Source organism: Citrobacter sp. RHBSTW-01013 (assembly GCF_013781985.1).
GTDB lineage: Bacteria > Pseudomonadota > Gammaproteobacteria > Enterobacterales > Enterobacteriaceae > Citrobacter > Citrobacter braakii.
On sequence record NZ_CP056186.1, the window covers coordinates 128,735 to 146,029 of the forward strand.

At 57.1% G+C, this 17,295-nt stretch carries 11 protein-coding genes and 4 pseudogenes; 6 read left to right on the top strand and 9 right to left on the bottom strand.

Annotated features, from left to right (window positions below):
- The 7 genes from HV350_RS25740 to HV350_RS25770 all read right to left on the bottom strand — a co-directional run bounded on the left by HV350_RS25740 (nt 1) and on the right by HV350_RS25770 (nt 6,381).
- A complete protein-coding gene (locus HV350_RS25740) occupies nt 1-561 on the bottom strand; it encodes a recombinase family protein (RefSeq protein ID WP_001161490.1) in 561 nt (186 codons plus the stop codon).
- 176 nt (nt 562-737) lie between these two features.
- On the bottom strand, nt 738-2,222 hold the full coding sequence (locus HV350_RS25745) for an efflux transporter outer membrane subunit (RefSeq protein ID WP_181630717.1): 1,485 nt from the start codon (nt 2,220-2,222) through the stop codon (nt 738-740).
- On the bottom strand, nt 2,209-2,682 hold the full coding sequence (locus tag HV350_RS25750) for a cytochrome c (RefSeq protein WP_003056106.1): 474 nt from the start codon (nt 2,680-2,682) through the stop codon (nt 2,209-2,211). Before HV350_RS25750 ends, HV350_RS25745 begins: the two co-directional genes overlap by 14 nt.
- A gap of 28 nt (nt 2,683-2,710) precedes the next feature.
- A complete protein-coding gene (locus HV350_RS25755; RefSeq protein ID WP_004393997.1) occupies nt 2,711-3,421 on the bottom strand; it encodes an ABC transporter ATP-binding protein in 711 nt (236 codons plus the stop codon).
- 1 nt (nt 3,422) lies between these two features.
- Entirely contained in the window at nt 3,423-4,628 is a 1,206-nt protein-coding gene (locus HV350_RS25760; protein ID WP_181630718.1) for an ABC transporter permease, read from the bottom strand.
- Nucleotides 4,625-5,776 (bottom strand): efflux RND transporter periplasmic adaptor subunit, encoded by a 1,152-nt coding sequence (locus HV350_RS25765; protein WP_181630720.1) that lies wholly within the window; start codon nt 5,774-5,776, stop codon nt 4,625-4,627. The genes HV350_RS25760 and HV350_RS25765 overlap by 4 nt, the downstream gene beginning before the upstream one ends.
- On the bottom strand, nt 5,773-6,381 hold the full coding sequence (locus HV350_RS25770; RefSeq protein ID WP_181630721.1) for a TetR/AcrR family transcriptional regulator: 609 nt from the start codon (nt 6,379-6,381) through the stop codon (nt 5,773-5,775). Before HV350_RS25770 ends, HV350_RS25765 begins: the two co-directional genes overlap by 4 nt.
- Nucleotides 6,382-6,567: 186 nt before the next feature.
- On the opposite strand from HV350_RS25770, the gene HV350_RS25775 reads away from it, so the two are divergent.
- Both HV350_RS25775 and HV350_RS25780 read left to right on the top strand, forming a co-directional pair.
- Nucleotides 6,568-7,572, top strand: a complete 1,005-nt coding sequence (locus HV350_RS25775; protein WP_000427614.1) for an IS110-like element IS5075 family transposase — start codon at nt 6,568-6,570, stop codon at nt 7,570-7,572.
- A gap of 276 nt (nt 7,573-7,848) precedes the next feature.
- Nucleotides 7,849-8,157, top strand: a pseudogene (locus tag HV350_RS25780) (Tn3 family transposase); the annotation flags it as partial.
- 34 nt (nt 8,158-8,191) lie between these two features.
- Here HV350_RS25780 and HV350_RS25785 read toward each other — a convergent pair.
- A complete protein-coding gene (locus tag HV350_RS25785; protein ID WP_000509966.1) occupies nt 8,192-8,797 on the bottom strand; it encodes a recombinase family protein in 606 nt (201 codons plus the stop codon).
- A 94-nt stretch (nt 8,798-8,891) separates the two neighbouring features.
- Between HV350_RS25785 and HV350_RS25790 the strand changes: the two are divergent.
- Together HV350_RS25790 and HV350_RS25795 are read left to right on the top strand one after the other, a co-directional pair.
- Nucleotides 8,892-10,136 (top strand): annotated as a pseudogene (locus HV350_RS25790) (Tn3-like element Tn5403 family transposase); the annotation flags it as partial.
- A gap of 197 nt (nt 10,137-10,333) precedes the next feature.
- Entirely contained in the window at nt 10,334-10,966 is a 633-nt protein-coding gene (locus tag HV350_RS25795) for a hypothetical protein (RefSeq protein ID WP_001567369.1), read from the top strand.
- Nucleotides 10,967-10,994: 28 nt separating this feature from the next.
- On the opposite strand, the gene HV350_RS25800 is transcribed toward HV350_RS25795, so the two are convergent.
- Nucleotides 10,995-12,398, bottom strand: coding sequence for an ISNCY-like element ISKpn21 family transposase (locus tag HV350_RS25800; protein WP_001567368.1), 1,404 nt, complete (start codon nt 12,396-12,398; stop codon nt 10,995-10,997).
- Nucleotides 12,399-12,524: 126 nt separating this feature from the next.
- Here HV350_RS25800 and HV350_RS25805 point away from each other — a divergent pair.
- Both HV350_RS25805 and HV350_RS25810 read left to right on the top strand, forming a co-directional pair.
- Nucleotides 12,525-14,072 (top strand): annotated as a pseudogene (locus tag HV350_RS25805) (Tn3-like element Tn5403 family transposase); the annotation flags it as partial.
- A 32-nt stretch (nt 14,073-14,104) separates the two neighbouring features.
- Nucleotides 14,105-17,284: pseudogene (locus HV350_RS25810) on the top strand (conjugative transfer relaxase/helicase TraI domain-containing protein); the annotation flags it as partial.
- Nucleotides 17,285-17,295: the final 11 nt, after the last annotated feature.

Below are 17,295 nucleotides of genomic sequence, written 5' to 3' on the forward strand. Positions count from 1 at the left end.
TCAGTCGTCCGTGCGGAGGTACTGGTAGAGGGTTTCCCGGCTGATGTTGAACTCGCGGGCAAGCTGCGCCTTGGGCTCGCCGGCCGTCGCTCGCTGCCGCAGGGTAGCAGCCTGCTCATCGGACAGGGCTTTCTTGCGGCCCCGGTACGCGCCACGCTGCTTGGCCAAGGCGATGCCCTCACGCTGCCGCTCGCGGATCAGGGCGCGCTCGAACTCAGCGAAGGCCCCCATCACCGACAGCATCAGGTTGGCCATCGGCGAGTCCTCGCCAGTGAACACCAGGCCCTCCTTCAGGAACTCGATGCGCACGCCGCGCTGAGTCAGCTTCTGTACCAAGCGACGCAGGTCATCGAGGTTGCGGGCCAGCCGATCCATGCTGTGCACCACCACTGTATCGCCTTCGCGGACGAAGCTCAGCAGCGCTTCGAGCTGGGGGCGCTGGGTGTCCTTGCCCGATGCCTTGTCGGTGAACACCTTGCTCACCTGGGTTTGTTCCAGCTGGCGTTCCGGGTTCTGGTCAAAGCTGCTGACCCGGACGTAGCCGATGCGGTGCCCCTGCACGATGTCTCCTTGGTTGAAGGCGGCTTAAGTGCACTTTCTGTTCCGTTGTGCCTCAAAGCCCATTTCTGTCAGGCTGAAATCTATAACCTTCGCGGGCATGTGTCAAAAAATGGGAAAGCAGACTCTATTCTGACGAAGCGGCGCGGCCCTGCCTGACATCAAGTTAGGGTATAGCCTTAACTGACACCACCTCCCAGGGCCTGATATAAAGCAACACTATCGACTAGGCGTTGTGCCTGGGCCGCAACCATATTGATCCGGATTGACTGTGCCTGTTGCTGCGCGATGAGCAGTTGCAGGTAGCTGGCCGCGCCCAGCCGGTATTGCCGCTCGACCGACTGCAATGAGGCCTGTGCAGCCATATCAGCGGCAGCGAGGGCAGTCAAAGTTTGTGCATCGCTTTCCACCCCGCGCAGGGTATCGGCGACGTTACGCAAAGACTCCAATACGACGCTCTGGTAATTGGCTGCGGCGGCATCAAAAGCGGCGAGCGCCGCTCTTTTTTCAGCGGGTAGCCCTGGATTAAAAAGAGGCTGGGTGAGCTGCGCAACTAGGCCCCACACTGCCGAGCCACCACCGAACAGGGCACCGGTGGTCAGCGCTTGAGAGCCAAGGTTGGCGCTCAGGTTGATCTGTGGGTAGAGCTTGGCGACAGCCACACCATAGTCTGCATTGGCCGCATGCAACAGCGCCTCTGACGCCTGGATATCCGGTCGGCGGCGCACCAGTTCTGAGGGCACGACGAGCGGCATCTCGACGGGCAGAGTGAAATCGGCCAGAGTGAAGGCCGGGATGCCACCCGTGCCTGGGGCACGACCGGCTAGCACCGCCAGTAGATGTTCGGTTTGTTGCAGTTGTTTACGCAGCGCAGGCAGTTCTGCCCGCGTTTGCTCCGCCTGAGCTTGTAGGCTCAACGCTTCATCAGGTGAGGCCTGACCGATACGCACGCGTTCATGGGCTAGGCGCAGTTGCTCATCCTGCACGCGCAAAATGGCAGTAGTGGCTTCTAGTTGCGCGGCGAGGCGTGCTCGGGTAATGGCAGCGGTTGCCATGTTGCCGGCAAGGGCCAGGCGCGCAGTATTCAGTTCGAAGCGACGGTAGTCGGCGCGAGCAGCCAAGGCTTCGAGTGCGCGCCGGTTGCCGCCAGCCAGATCGAGGTTGTAATGCACGCCAACGCTGGCGTTGTAGAGGCTGAATTGACGTGCGTCTCCGCTCAACCCTTGGCTACTGGGACTCATTTGCTGGCGCTGAGATCCCAGTGCGACATCTACCTGTGGATATTGCGTCGAGCCCGCCTGTGCGGCAAGAAGCTCCTGCGCCTGTCGCAAATTGGCGCTGATGCTCGCCAGCGTCGGGCTGACATGGAAAGCTTCGTTTATCAGTCCGTCGAGTGCGGATGAACCCAAGCTTTGCCACCATTGCGTTTCGATCGGAAGCCCTTCGACTAGACGTTGTGTTTCGCCGAACTGCGTGGGAGCGGACACGGTTCTATCAGCTACCGGTGTTGCAGTGTAGGCCACATCGGGTGCGGTGGGACGCTGAAAATCAGGGCCGGCGGCGCAGCCGGCCAGACCGGCGGTGACCAGACCAGCTACCAGGTAAGTTGCCGCAAGCCGTCTTTCGAGGCTGATGGGGCGCTGGCATGTTTTAGCGTGCTCCATAAAAATGCTCCACGAAAGGTTTACGGAAAGCTTGGTGGCAGCCCAAGCAGCTTTCCTGCACGTGGGCGAATGATTGGATCACCGCCTTGCCGTCGCTGCTCGCAGCAGCCAGCTTCATGGCCAGCGCCGCCTCGTGAGTCTGCGCGTCAAAGTTTCTGAACTTGGTCGCATCAGCGCCGAGGTAAGCAAGGATGCGCATTTTTTCAGTAAGCGGTGGCTCGGGGTGTGCAGCAACTTTTGGGGCGAGCTGAACGACCTGAACCCATTCCTCCTGCGAAATCGCACCGGTAATAGCCTGCATGTTGCGCCCGAGTTCCTGCATGATCTTGCGTAGCGCCAGTGGCTCAACCTGGGTAGCGTCACCAGCCCAAGCTGGCAACTGAAAACCCCATAAAAGCAGGCAGGCCGTAACGGTCAGGGTGATAGTTCCAAATGCGTGGCTGTGTTTGCGGTGGGTCATGAAATTCTCCTGTAATTCAATCGTTCTCTCATTCGAACTCCCGCCCTTCGCCAGCTTCCTCATGGGTCACGCCGTCGCGGATGTGGTAGATGCGCTTGAATGTGGGGATGATCTTTTCGTCATGGGTGACGACGATGATGGCGGTCTCGAACTTCCGGGCCATGTCGTTGAGGATGCGGATTACAGCCATGGCGCGCTCGGAATCCAGCGGCGCAGTGGGTTCATCGGCCAGGATCACCGGCGGACGATTGACCAGTCCGCGCGCGATGGCGACCCGTTGCTGCTCGCCACCGGAGAGTTGCGAGGGCATTGCGCGAGCTCGGTGTTGCACATCAAGCGCTGTGAGCAATTCCAGTGCCTTCGCGCGCGACTCTCCATTCGCGACGCCTGCAAGCATCGGCAGCAGCGCCACGTTGTCGGTGACATCGAGAAACGGAATCAGGTACGGCGCCTGGAAAACGAAACCGATCTTGTCACGCCGTAAGGCGCGCAGGTCGCGGACTTTCCAGCCATCGGCGTAGATCACTTCATCGCCCAGCGTCATGCGACCGGCGGTCGGTTCGATCACCGCACCCAGACACTTGAGCAGCGTGCTCTTGCCGGACCCGGAAGGGCCGATCAGTCCCACCACTTCACCAGGCGCAACATGCATATTCACGTCTCTCAAGGCAAAGACAGCGGTGTCACCATCGCCATACCGCTTGCTTAAACTTTCGATGTGTATCCCTTTGCCACTCATCTCAACCTCCAATGGCTTCGGCCGGATCGACCTTGAGTGCCATGCGAATGGCGACGAGGCTAGCTAGAACGCAGATCACGAGCACGGCAAAAAAACCGGCGACAGAATCCATTGGCGTGAGCAGGACATATTTTGGAAAAGCCGGTGCTGAAAAGGTGGCTGTGATCTTGCCGACCACGAAGCCAATCACGCCCAGGGCGAGCGCCTGCTGCATGATCATCACGGCGATGGTTCGGTTGCGTGTGCCGATGAGCTTCAACACCGCGATCTCACGGATTTTGTCCATCGTCAGCGAATAGATGATGAAGGCAACGATGGCCGCGCTAACGATGGCCAGAATCACAAGGAACATGCCGATCTGCTTGGCCGAGGTGGCGATCAGCTTGCCGACGAGGATGTCTTCCATCTGTGCCCGGGTGTAGACCGTCAAACGCTTCCAGCGCTGGATGGATTCGGCAACCTCGTCCGGCGCATGACCAGGTTTCAGAGTGACCAGCACGGCATTGACGAACGCGTTGCTGCTCTGTGAAGCAATCACGGCATCCAGCAAACCTGGATCACCGGGTCGATTGAAGACCGGGTTGGCTTCGGTGCGACGCCGGCTTTGCCAGATGGCATCGTTGTCCTTGAGGAACTGGGCCTCCTGGGCATCTTTGAGCGGAATGAATACCATCGGGTCGCCGCTGGACGACACCATGCGCCGTGTCAGCCCCACGACGGTGTAATGATTGCGGCGAATGGCAAGACGATCTCCCAGTTTGAAGCCGGTGGCGATGTCGGCCACAGCCTCGTAGTGACCGCGCGTGATCTGGCGTCCAGCGACGAGATAAGGAGGCCATCCGGGTGTAGCCCCCAACGCACCGGGCGCGATGCCGACCACCATGGTGCGTACATCACTCTCGCCCTTGCGTACCTGCATGGTCAGGTAGGTCGCGTTCGCTGCCTGTGAGACTCCCGGCATGGCGAGAATGGCGCGATACACGTCATCGTTGAGGCTGGACGACTCCGCATAAGGACCCAGAGTATCCTTTTGCACCACCCAAAGGTCAGCGCCACTGTTGTCGAGCAACGCCTTGCCGTCGTCCACCATGCCTCGGTACACCCCAGCCATGACTAGGGTGACGCCGATCAGCAGACCCAGACCGATGCCGGTGAAGACGAATTTCCCCCAGGCATGGAGAATGTCGCGGCCGGCCAGGCTGATCATCGTGAAACTCCCGGGATATGCTCGACCACATGGATGCGGCTGCGCGCCGTCAGTGCCTTTTCGCTATAGGTCACAACCTGGTCCCCATTCTTGAGCCCTTCGCGCACCTGCACGTAACCATTGAGGTCGGAAGTGCCGAGCTTGACCGGGGAGAAATGCAGCTCACCATCCACGATTTGCCAGACACCAACTTTATCGCCTTCACGCTGGACGGCAGCGTTGGGGATCAGTGGAGCGGCCGGGAGCGCCGGCAAGTCAACCGTGACTTCGGCCAGTTCACCCACTGGTGGCAAAGGTTCTGGTTTGTTATCGAATGTCACCTTGGCAAGCGTTTCCTCGGTTACCGCGTCGGCCTTGAGTTCCACCCGCAGCACGCGACCTTTCAAGGTCTGGCCACCACGCGAACGAAGGACGATACGGGTCGGCAGCCCCCCAGCCAGCCCCGATGCGCTGATCTGGTCGAAGCGCACATTGATCCACAAACTCTTGGGGTCGATCACCTCCACCACGGCCTGACCCGCGACGATGGTCGTGCCGGGATCGGCATCGCGCACGGCGACTACACCGTCGACCGGCGCGATCAGGCGCAGATTGCTCCGCTGCGCGACGAGTCCTTCGCGGTCGGAGCGTGCCCGGGCAATATCTTCCCGAGCGGCGGATAGGGCGGCATCGGCGATCTGCAGTTCCTGCCGCTTGGTGGTGACGATTTCCTCGCTGGTCGAGCGCACCGCAAACAATTGCTCATAGCGGCGCACCTGGGTTTGCGCGTAGGCTTGCCGGGCTTCTGCCTCGCGCAAAGCCGCTTCCGCCCGCTTGAATACCGACTCCTGTGAGCGCACCCGATCATCGAGGTCGACCGGCTCCATCTCGCCGAGCACCTGTCCGGCCTTGACCTGGTCGCCTACATGCACCTCCAGGCGTTTGACGCGCCCGGCAAACGTCGGCCCGATCTTGTAGGTGTAGCGCGCCTCCACCGTGCCGATGCCGAACAGCGCCGGTGTGATAGCCCGTGATTCAACGCTTGCCACCGTCACAGCGACCGGGGCGAGCGGCCCTGATCGCAGACCGACATAAATAAAAAGCACCAGCAAAGGAATGATGACGGCAAGCAGCGCCAGGGTGCGGCCTTGCAAGGATAACTTTTTCATTGCGCACTCCTTATGCCACGCCGATAAATTGCAAAGACGCGCGGCGCATCGCGGTGCATACGTCCCACATCACCCGCCAACAGCGATTGCATGACCAAGCCCTGGATCGTGCCAATGAACAGCGTTGCCGCTGCCTCGTTGTCAAGCGAGGGAGGCAGCTCGCCGCTGGCCTTGCCTTTCTCGATGAAACGATCCAAACGTTCGCCGTAGCGCTGAATCAAGGTTTGCACCATGCGCTTGGCCGGTGTCGATTCGGCACGCTGAAGCTCACCAAACATCATTCTTGGCACGCCTGGGTGCTCAGCAACAAATTCGATATGACTCATGAACATCGCCTCCATGGCTGCCAAGGGCGACTCGATTCCTTGTGCGGATCGATCGATTCTGGCTAATAGGCGCTCTGCTACCCACTCCATGACCGCCTGCCAAATAGCTTCCTTGTTCGGGAAGTGCCGAAACAGCGCACCCTGGGTCAAGTTCATGTGTTTAGCGATAGCCGCAGTGGTTATCTCGCTTGGGTTTTGTGAACCGGCAAGTGCCACGACGGACTCGACAGTTACGGCACGACGCTCATCGGCCGGCAGATGCTTTGGATGGGTGTCCACGAGCACTCCTTTTAAGATAGTAATTGATTACTATCTTATCACAAGAGGCAACTCAAACAAGAGAAACCTGACGTCCTCGTCAATATTTAGCGTCTGCAATGGGCTTAACGTGCTTTATTTAATGAGATGGTCACTCCCTCCTTCCCAGTACTATGCTGAGGACAGGCTTTCATTCGGAGAACCATCATGGAAAACATTGCGCTTATTGGTATCGATCTGGGTAAGAACTCTTTCCATATTCATTGTCAGGATCATCGTGGGAAGGCCGTTTACCGTAAAAAATTCACCCGACCAAAGCTAATCGAATTTCTGGCGACATGCCCGGCAACAACCATCGCGATGGAAGCCTGTGGCGGTTCTCACTTTATGGCACGCAAGCTGGCAGAGTTAGGGCATTTTCCAAAGCTGATATCACCGCAATTTGTCCGCCCATTCGTTAAAAGCAACAAAAATGACTTCGTTGATGCTGAAGCTATCTGTGAAGCAGCATCACGTCCATCTATGCGTTTCGTGCAGCCCAGAACCGAATCTCAGCAGGCAATGCGAGCTCTGCATCGTGTCCGTGAATCCCTGGTTCAGGATAAGGTGAAAACAACTAATCAGATGCATGCTTTTCTGCTGGAATTTGGTATCAGCGTTCCGCGAGGTGCTGCCGTTATTAGTCGACTGAGTACCCTTCTTGAGGACAGTAGTTTGCCTCTTTATCTCAGCCAGTTACTGCTGAAATTACAACAGCATTATCACTATCTTGTTGAGCAGATTAAAGATCTGGAATCTCAGTTGAAACGAAAGTTGGACGAAGATGAGGTTGGACAGCGCTTGCTGAGTATTCCCTGCGTTGGAACGCTGACTGCCAGTACTATTTCAACTGAGATTGGCGACGGGAAGCAGTACGCCAGCAGCCGTGACTTTGCGGCGGCAACAGGGCTGGTACCCCGACAGTACAGCACGGGAGGTCGGACGACATTGTTAGGGATTAGCAAGCGGGGCAACAAAAAGATCCGAACTTTGTTGGTTCAGTGTGCCAGGGTATTCATACAAAAACTGGAACACCAGTCTGGCAAGTTGGCCGACTGGGTCAGGGAGTTGTTGTGTCGGAAAAGCAACTTTGTCGTCACCTGTGCTCTGGCAAACAAGCTGGCCAGAATAGCCTGGGCACTGACGGCGCGACAGCAAACTTACGAAGCATAAAGGCAGAAATACACCAGTTTAAACAATCATTCATCTGGTTTTGCGAATACTGATATTGATGATACTAACGGCCCACCGGCCTGTTGAGGAACCTGTAAAACGGAAAGGCTCATTGAAGCCGTATATTTTCTGGAGGTTCATCAGGCGCGGAACTCATCGAGGCGCGGGAATAAAATCCCATTCAGACGCCGGATAGATTCAAGCAAGCCAACTTGTCGTCAAAATCGGTGTTGCAAAAACGGGAGTGACCATAGATTCCGTTTTCTGAGAGGTCCCCTTCTGGAGCAGCAGACCGGGCTGAATCCGGTAGAAATTATGACGGACACGGCAGGATCCAGCGATATCATTTTTGGCCTGTTCTGGCTACTGGGCTACCAGTTTTCCCCTCGTCTGGCCGATGCAGGTGGGGCGATATTCTGGCGGGCAGATAAAATGGCCCATTATGGTGCCCTGAATGAGCTGGCTCGGGGATGTGTTGAACTTTCAAAAATAGAATCCCAATGGGATGAAATGATGCGAATGGCGGGTTCACTGAAGCTTGGGACCATCCATGCATCAGAGCTTATTCGTTCACTGTTGAGAAGTAGGGGTCGGTTCCGGCTGAGGGCGAAATGACACCCTAAGCGTTAGCTCTGTGTCGTTGCACGATGTCAGCGACGGTATTCTTGCTGATACCGAGCTCGCGTGCGATCCAGCGATAGCTGCGTCCCTCGGCCCTCATCGCAACCACCTTAGGCAAAAGTCGGTCTGATTTTGGTCGCACTCCGGCCTGACGACCAAGCCTCTTACCACGTGCCTTCGCAACAGCAAGGCCTGACTTGACCCGCTCGCTGATGAGATCCCGCTCAAACTCCGCAATGCCGGAAAGAAACGTCGCCAGCATTCGTCCATACGGCGACGAAAGATCGAACGCCATTCCATTCATGGCTATCACGGAAACCTTCCAGTTCTCCAGTTCACGTAGCGTATTGAGCAGATCGAGCGTCGAGCGCCCCCACCGGGAAAGCTCAGTGACCAGGATTGCATCAATTTGTCTGGACTGGGCAAGCGCCAGGACTTTCTTTCGCTCGGCCCGGTCGAGTTTAGTTCCTGAACCTGTTTCCTTAAATATTCCCACCACGTCGTAGCCGGCACGGCCGGCGAAGGCTCGCAGATCAAATTCCTGGCGTTCACAAGACTGATCCGCTGTTGAAACCCGGCAGTAAATGGCGGCACGATGTCCCAATTGAACCCTCCTGGATTTTTGTATCGGAACGCCCTGATTTATATGGGCTGGCTGTTGTCCAAAACAGACTATACTTCAAAAGGGACGAATTTGTATGTCACGACGCCATATTTTCACCGAACGGCAGCGAGCAGCGCTGTTCGATCTGCCCACGGACGAACTGTCGCTACTGAAGTTCTACACGCTGGGCGATGATGACCTGGAAAACATTAGGCAGCGCCGCAGACCGGAAAACAGGATTGGCTTTGCCCTGCAACTTTGTGCCTTACGATATCCGGGCCGTGCACTGGCTCCTGGTGAGATGATCCCGCGTGAAGTCCTTTCCTTCGTCGGTGCTCAGCTTGGAGTTCCGGCTGATGCGCTTCTCACTTATGCCACACGGCGCCAAACCCGTCAGCAGCACATGGACACGCTGCGCGAAATTTACGGCTACAAGACCTTCACGGGCCGTGGTGCCCGTGATCTGCGGGAGTGGACTTTCGGCCAGGCCGAAGATGCCAGATCAAACGAGGATCTTGCTCATCGTTTTATTGTGCGGTGTCGGGAAACTTCCACCATTCTGCCCGCAGTATCGACAATCGAGCGCTTGTGCGCGGATGCTCTGGTCGCCGCTGAGCGGCGGATTGAAACGCGGATTGCGGAAAATTTAACAGCGGATGTTCGCGATCACCTGGACAAACTTCTGAGTGAAATGCTCGCCGGCAATATCAGTCGTTTCATCTGGCTTCGCAACTTCGAGGTTGGTAACAACTCGGCTGCTGCTAACCGTTTGCTCGACAGGCTCGAATTTCTGCGTACCCTGAATATCAATCATAGTGCTTTGGCCAGCATACCTGCCCATCGCATTGCCCGGCTGCGTCGGCAGGGTGAACGCTACTTCACCGACGGTTTGCGTGACATCACTTCGGACCGCCGCTGGGCGATCCTTGCCGTCTGTGTTGTGGAGTGGGAAGCGGCGATTGCTGATGCCATAGTCGAAACCCATGACAGGATCGTAGGAAAAACCTGGCGGGAAGCGAAGCGCCAGCATGACGAAACAATTTCCGGCTCTAAAGCCACACTCACGGATACGATCCGTACCTTCACCGCGCTGGGAGCTTCGTTGCTTGAGGCCCGCAGTGACGGAACCCCGCTGGAGATGGCTGTCGCCAGTTCGGTTGCATGGGACCGGCTCGCTCAACTGGTAGCGACAGGGACTCAACTCAGCAACACGCTAGCCGATGAGCCTCTTGCATATGTCGGGCAGGGATACCATCGCTTTCGTCGTTATGCGCCCCGCATGTTGCGCTGTCTGAAGCTCGAAGCCGCGCCGGTCGCCGGACCATTGGTAGCAGCAGCTTTGTCGATCGGAGAGATGAAAGGTGTTGCATCGCCAGAAAGGCGTTTCCTGCGGCCCAGCTCCAAATGGAACCGTCATTTATGTCAAGGCTCAATTGAAATGTCCGTTATCCAGCTCAATTAAAATGACCACTTTGATCTCTCATTCTCTTTACTGATAGACTTTCCTCCGACTGAAACAACAGGATGATTGAGCCCATGCTTCGATACGAGTTAACGCCGAACAATGCAGGTTTTATACTGTGGGGAGATTCAGAAGCCCTGAATGAATTACATGAACTCATTCATTACATCGTGGATGAAAGCCCACTGATTAAAGTTAAAGACGGATTTATGTTATCCCTTGCCTATGATATTCGTAAAGCACGGGAAGGTAATCGTCGTGTTGAGCAACATCAGTATGATCAACATGATACATATAAGCTTTATGGTGTTGAGCTTTTATGGCCTCTGGTCCTGGTACAGTCCTCAATACTCAGAAACTCAATGGGTTATATTCAGACAGACAAAAACCAGCTGTCTGTCATGTATGCCTTTGAATACCTGATAGAATCAGCATTAACAGAGTCTGAGAGAACAACGTCGAATGATATTATGCTAACAGTAAAATATGCATCAGACTCTGATTTTAATTTCATTGAGGATAATATTGACAGCAGGTGCTGCTATTTTATCAGCCTATCTCCGGAGCAAAGAAAAAAGCAGTTAATCAGTATTGTTCGTTCTTTTCATTCATTATGGGGTAAGTATGCCCGTGAAAAGCAGGACATAAAGATGCTGAACGAAATGAATAATACATCATGGGTCTGGCCGGACAATATCAACTGGTGAGCAACCACTGTCCGGCCAGTGAGTACCATCAGCGGGCTCTTTTACCAAAAATGTCCTCTGAACGTGACTGAAGCTGTTTGAGTGCTTCGAGCATGTCATCATTATCCAGTGAGCGCTGGGATTTCTTCCCTTCCTGCTTTGGCCGTCGTCGGGAAGGGCCATCTCCAGCGGGAATTGACTGAGAGCGCGTGTTATCCCGCTTGCTCTGCACCAGACTGATAAACTCCAGGGTTCGGCCAAGACGCTTGTTATCGACAATCGCGCCCTGGTCGATTTCTGACAGTCGGTCGTAGGTAGAGTAGGGAAGTAGCGTACCGTTCAGGCGCAGCTCTTTTCTGCCATCAGGATAGTGATACACATCGATATATTTACCTATTGCACGGCGACTCAGTTCGCTGTCTTCAATCAGGTACAACATTTTATCATATTGTATCGTCAACGATTTTGAGACTTTACGTTTTTCACGAACAGTGAAAATAAGCCCCAGGTCCTCATCATGTTCTACAGCACGGTGTACGTCAAAATCATGTCGCGGTACTTTGCCAAAACGGCGGTTATAGTCAGCCATATAGGCCTCAGCGAAGTCATTTGCAGCCTCCATTGAACAAATGCCCTGTAACCGCAGCTCTTTGACCAGACGATCCTGTAAAGTGAGGTGAGCTCGTTCTACACGCCCTTTGGCGGGACTGGTTTCTGCACAGATAGTCTGGATGTTCAGTTCATGCATGGCTCGCCCAAACTGAGTATGCCCGTCTCCGCCTGTGGCGTGTTTATTGTTAACACGAAAAACACCGGCTTTATCGCTGTACAGTGCCAGCGGTTTACCATGCTTATCGATATAGCGCCGCGTGGCTTCGAAGTAAGAAAACGTGGACTCCGATTTAACAAACAACAGTTCCATCAGTTTGCTGGTTGCATCATCAACATAGACCAGCGCGGTGCAGGCCGGGCCACGGCCTTCAAACCAGTCGTGATCACAGCCATCTATTTGTATCAGCTCACCAGTACACGGACGCCGGTACCGTGGTTGAGGGATCCTTGCGGCACGTTGTTTACGGGGAACCCATAAGCCAGCCCGCACCATGATGCGCCGGACAGTTTCTTTGCCAAGAAACAGTCCGTGGAGTTCTTCGAGCTTTTCACGCGCCAGAGTCGGACCGAAATCAGCATAACGCGTCTTGATCAGTTCCAGAGCCTGATCTGCGAGCCCGGGTGGCAACTGGCGGTTACCACGCATGCCACATCGTCTGCTGGCCATACCAAGCGGTCCGCCTTCACGGTAACGGGCAAGAAGTCTGCGGCATTGCCTGTCGCTGATACCGAGGTGCTCGGCCGCACGGCGCGTTGTGATGCGACGTTCAATGACGTCCTGTATAATCTTGATCCGGTTGATCTCTTTCAAAGTAAACACTCCTGAGCTTTCTGCGCTCATGATATGCCTCCCGGTAGTTTAAACGGACCAGTGAAGCTTACCATAGCGCGGACATCTGAATTGAGCCACAGGCGGACATTACTATTGAGCCATTACAATTTACGAGCTCAGGAAAAAGGAGATACCCGTCTTTGGGAAGTGGCGGTACTCTTTCACCTCCGGGATGCTTTTCGTTCCGGAGATGTCTGGCTCGCTCATTCGCGCCGCTATGGTGACCTCAAGCAGGTACTGGTGCCGATGATCGCGGCGCAGGAAAATGCAAAACTGGCCGTGCCTTCCAACCCACAGGATTGGCTGGCAGACAGAAAGGCGCGACTCACGATCGCTCTTAAGCGGCTGGCCCGGGCTGCCCGTAACGGCACTATTCCGCACGGTAGCATAGAAGATGGAACGTTGCGGATCGACAGGTTGACAGCAGACGTGCCGGATGGTGCCGAGGCACTCATACTGGATCTGTATCGCCGAATGCCGTCCGTTCGGATTACCGACATGCTGCTTGAAGTTGATGCAGCCCTTGGTTTCACAGATGCGTTTACCCATCTGAGAACCGGGGCTCCATGTCGCGACCGGATCGGTCTGCTCAACGTCCTGCTCGCTGAAGGGCTCAATCTGGGCCTGCGTAAGATGGCGGAAGCTACAAACACGCATGATTACTGGCAGCTCTCACGCCTTGCCCGCTGGCATGTTGAAAGCGAAGCCATGAACCAGGCATTGGCAATTGTGGTGGCCGCGCAGGGTAAACTGCCGATGTCACGCGTCTGGGGGATGGGCACGTCAGCATCGAGCGATGGTCAGTTTTTCCCGACAGCGCGGCATGGCGAAGCCATGAACATGGTCAATGCCAAATATGGTTCTGTTCCCGGCCTCAAAGCGTATACTCACGTAAGCGACCAGTTCGCGCCATTCGCTTGTCAGTCGATCCCGGCGACCGTGAGCGAGGCACCGTATATTCTCGATGGACTACTGATGAACGAGGTCGGTCGCCATGTTCGCGAACAGTATGCCGATACAGCAGGATTCACCGACCATTTGTTCGGAGCCAGTAGCCTGCTCGGCTACAATCTCGTTCTGCGAATCAGGGATCTGCCATCGAAGCGGTTGTACGTATTTAATCCCGATACGACCCCCAGGGAGTTACGCAAGTTGGTAGGTGGAAAAGCCCGGGAGGATCTTATCGTTGCGAACTGGCCTGATATTTTCCGTTGTGCCGCGACGATGACCGCTGGCAAAATCAGGCCCAGCCAACTCCTGCGCAAGCTCGCTTCTTACCCACGACAAAACAACCTTGCAGTTGCGCTTCGTGAAGTTGGTCGTATTGAACGGACCCTTTTCATTATTGAGTGGATCCTGGATACGGACATGCAGCGGCGTGCTCAGATCGGTCTTAACAAGGGAGAGGCCCACCATGCGCTCAAAAATGCGCTCCGTATCGGGAGGCAGGGGGAAATTCGCGATCGCACGACAGAGGGGCAGCACTACCGAATCGCTGGGCTCAATTTATTGACTGCGGTGATCATTTACTGGAATACCGTCCATCTTGGTCATGCCGTCACGGAGCGGCGGAACGAAGGGTTGGATGTTCCCCCTGAATTTCTTCCCCACATATCCCCATTGGGCTGGGCGCACATTCTACTGACTGGCGAATATCTTTGGCCCAAGGAACCGAAAGCTTAGGGTGTCATTTCGCCCTCAGCCGGAACCGACCCCAACTGGACGGCAGCTGGAGTTTGTACCGCAGCCGGACACTGGCGGTTTCTGAAGGGGACCGCGTCATGGCACTGGGGCGGGAGCTGAAGGGGGCCATCAAAGCGAAAGAACAGTTTACAGTGGCGGGGCTGGAAGAGGGCGCGGTACGGCTGCGCAGCGGCGACCGGGAACTGCGTCTGCCCACAGACCGGGCTGTGAAGCTGGCCCATGACTATGTGGAAGGGACCGGGGCCGGTACCAGCGCGTCGCGCACGGTACTGGCTGCAGTCGGTCCGCGAGGCCTGAATAAACAGACCCTGAACGCGCTGGCGCAGAGTGGCAGCGACATCCGGATTTATACGCCGCTTGCGCCTGAGCAGGCTGCGCGCAAAGTGGAAAGTGTGTCTGCGGTGCGCCTGGCCAGTGACCAGGTTCGCCAGTCGACCGGTGAGGCAAATCTGGATACCGCCATACAGGCCAGCCGGGACCGTCTGATGTCGGATGCGGAGCAGGCGGTGAGTCTGGCCATCCCGCGCGCCCAGCAGGGGCTGGTCCATCTCGGTGAACTTAACCTGCTGGCCGAGGCGGTGAAGTCTGGCCAGCCGCTGGCGGCGGTCCGGGCTGAAATCGCCCGCCAGGTGGACAGCGGGGCACTGATTAAGCTGGATTCGGTTGCCGGGGCGGGAAACCGCGTCCTGGTCCCGCGTGTGGCGTATGAGATGGAAAAGACCATCATCCGCCATATTGCTGAGGGTAAGGAAGCTGTACAGCCCCTGATGGCGCTGACGCCTGCCTCGGTCCTGGCGGGCCTGACAGCAGGTCAGCGGGAGGCCACGCGGACGGTGCTGGAGAACACCGACCGCTTTATGGCCATTCAGGGGTACGCCGGGGTGGGGAAAACGACCCAGTTCCGGGCGGTGATGGGGGCTCTGAACACCCTGTCTGAGTCCGTACGCCCGCAGGTCATTGGTCTGGGACCGACACACAGGGCGGTGCATGAGATGCGTGAGGCCGGGGTGGACGCGCGCACGCTCGCCAGTTTCCTCAGTGAAACCCGGCTGGCCATTCAGGGCGGTGAAACACCGGACTTTCGTAATGTCCTGTTCCTGACCGATGAGAGCTCGATGGTGGGCAACCGCGATATGGCAGAACTCTACCAGCTGGTTGCTGCCGGCGGCGGACGGATGGTCTCCAGCGGGGATACCGCGCAGCTGCAGGCCATCTCCACCGGTCTGCCGTTTCGCCTGGTGCAGCAGCGCAGCGCCATCGATACGGTGGTGATGCAGGAGATTGTCCGCCAGACCCCAGCGCTGCGTCCGGCGATTGAGAGCATCATTGCCGGTCAGGTGGCGCTGTCCCTGCATCAGGTGGATGACGTCACCCCACAGCAGGTTCCGCGTCAGGAAGGAGCCTGGGTGCCCGAAAATTCCGTGATGGAAATCCGTGCGCCGAAAAAGGACCCGGAGCAGGGGTATCTTGTGGCTTCCGGACAGCAGGCGCAGTCTGTGGAACAGCTGGCCCTGGTGCGCACCGACATCATTGAAGCCATCCGGGACGACTGGATGGGCCGTACCCGGGAGGCGCAGCAGCAGACGCTGGTTGTGGCAGAGCTGAACGCCGACCGTCATGCCATCAATGAGGCCATCCATGCCGCCCGGCGTGAGAAAGGCGATACCGGCGCAGAGGAGCGCACGTTCACCGTGCTGGAGCCGCTGCGGGTACCGGATAACGTTCTGCGGGCCGTCGAAACGTTCGCCGCGTACACAGGCGCGGTGGCCATGATGAATGAGCGTTACTGGACGGTAGCGGACGTGAACACGGAGGACGCCGTGGTCACGCTGCGGAATGCCGACGGGGAATCGGTGCTGATTTCTCCCCAGCAGAACACGTCGCAGGATATTTCCCTCTTCACGCCCCGCGACCTGACGCTCAGCCAGGGAGACCGGGTACGCTTTACCCGCTCGGACACCGACCGCGGCTATGTGGCCAACAGCCTGTGGGAAGTGGCAGGTTTCACTGATGATGGTGCCATCCGGTTCCGCCAGGGAGACCAGGAGAAAATCGTCGACCCGCAGGCGATGACGGAGGACCGTCATATTGACCTCGCTTACGCCCTGACGGTGTATGGCGTGCAGGGTGCCAGCGAGCGCTTTGCCATTGCCCTGACCGGTACGGAAGGCGGCAGGAAACGAATGGCGTCTCTGGAATCCACCTACGTGACGCTGTCACGCGCAAAAGAGCATATGCAGGTCTACACCGACAACCTGGCGGGCTGGCGGGCCGATGCCCGGCACTCAAATGCCGGACAAACCGCCCACGACCTGCTGCACCAGAAAAGCGACCACGAATCCGACACCGGTAACCGCCTGCTGGCCACCGCCTCCCCGCTGGATAAAACCGCTCTGGGCCGCCGGGTACTGGCAGAAAACGGCCTGGAGGGCGAGACAATGGCCCGCTTCATTGCTGCCGGCAAAAAATACCCGTCACCGTATGTGGCCCTGCCGGTCTGGACCCGTCACGGGAAAGAGGCCGGAGCGCTGCTGACCGAAATCCGCATAGAGGACGACGGGATGCGCGTGGTGCTCAGTGAAGAATCCCGGCTGCGTGGCGGGGAGGATGCGCAGTTCGCCGGCCTGCAGGCCAGCCGTAACGGACAGACACTCATTGCTGATGATGCACAGACGGCGCTGCGTCTGGCACAGGAGAACCCTGAGAGCGGGGTGGTGATACGCCTGCACGGTGAAGAAAAGCTGCTCAATGCAGCCCGCCTGACCGAGGGACGTATCACGGAGCCTGATGAGGTGGCCCGGACGGTGCGCAGTGTGGCGGAGGCTGAAGCGGCGGCGAAAGCGGAAGACCCCATTACGCTGCCTGCGGACGAGCAGCAGAAGCTGGCAGAGACGCAGGAAAAAGCGGCCCGGGCGCTGGCGGAGCAGGCCCGGCAGGAACTGTTGCCGGCTGTGCCGCGTACAGAGAGCGACAGGTCTGACCCGCTGCTGTCAGCCCGTGACGAACGCCGTCTGCGGGACGGCACAGACCGGGATACCCGGGAACTGGATGAGGCTGTCCGGGAAGCCGTGGCGGAAGGCCGGGGACCCCGCCAGCAGGTCCGCGAACAGATGGAGCGGACCGAACGTGAATGGGTGGTGAATGTACCGGAGAAAGCCATTGAGCTGGAAAAAACGCTCGGTGGGGACTGATTAATGGAGAT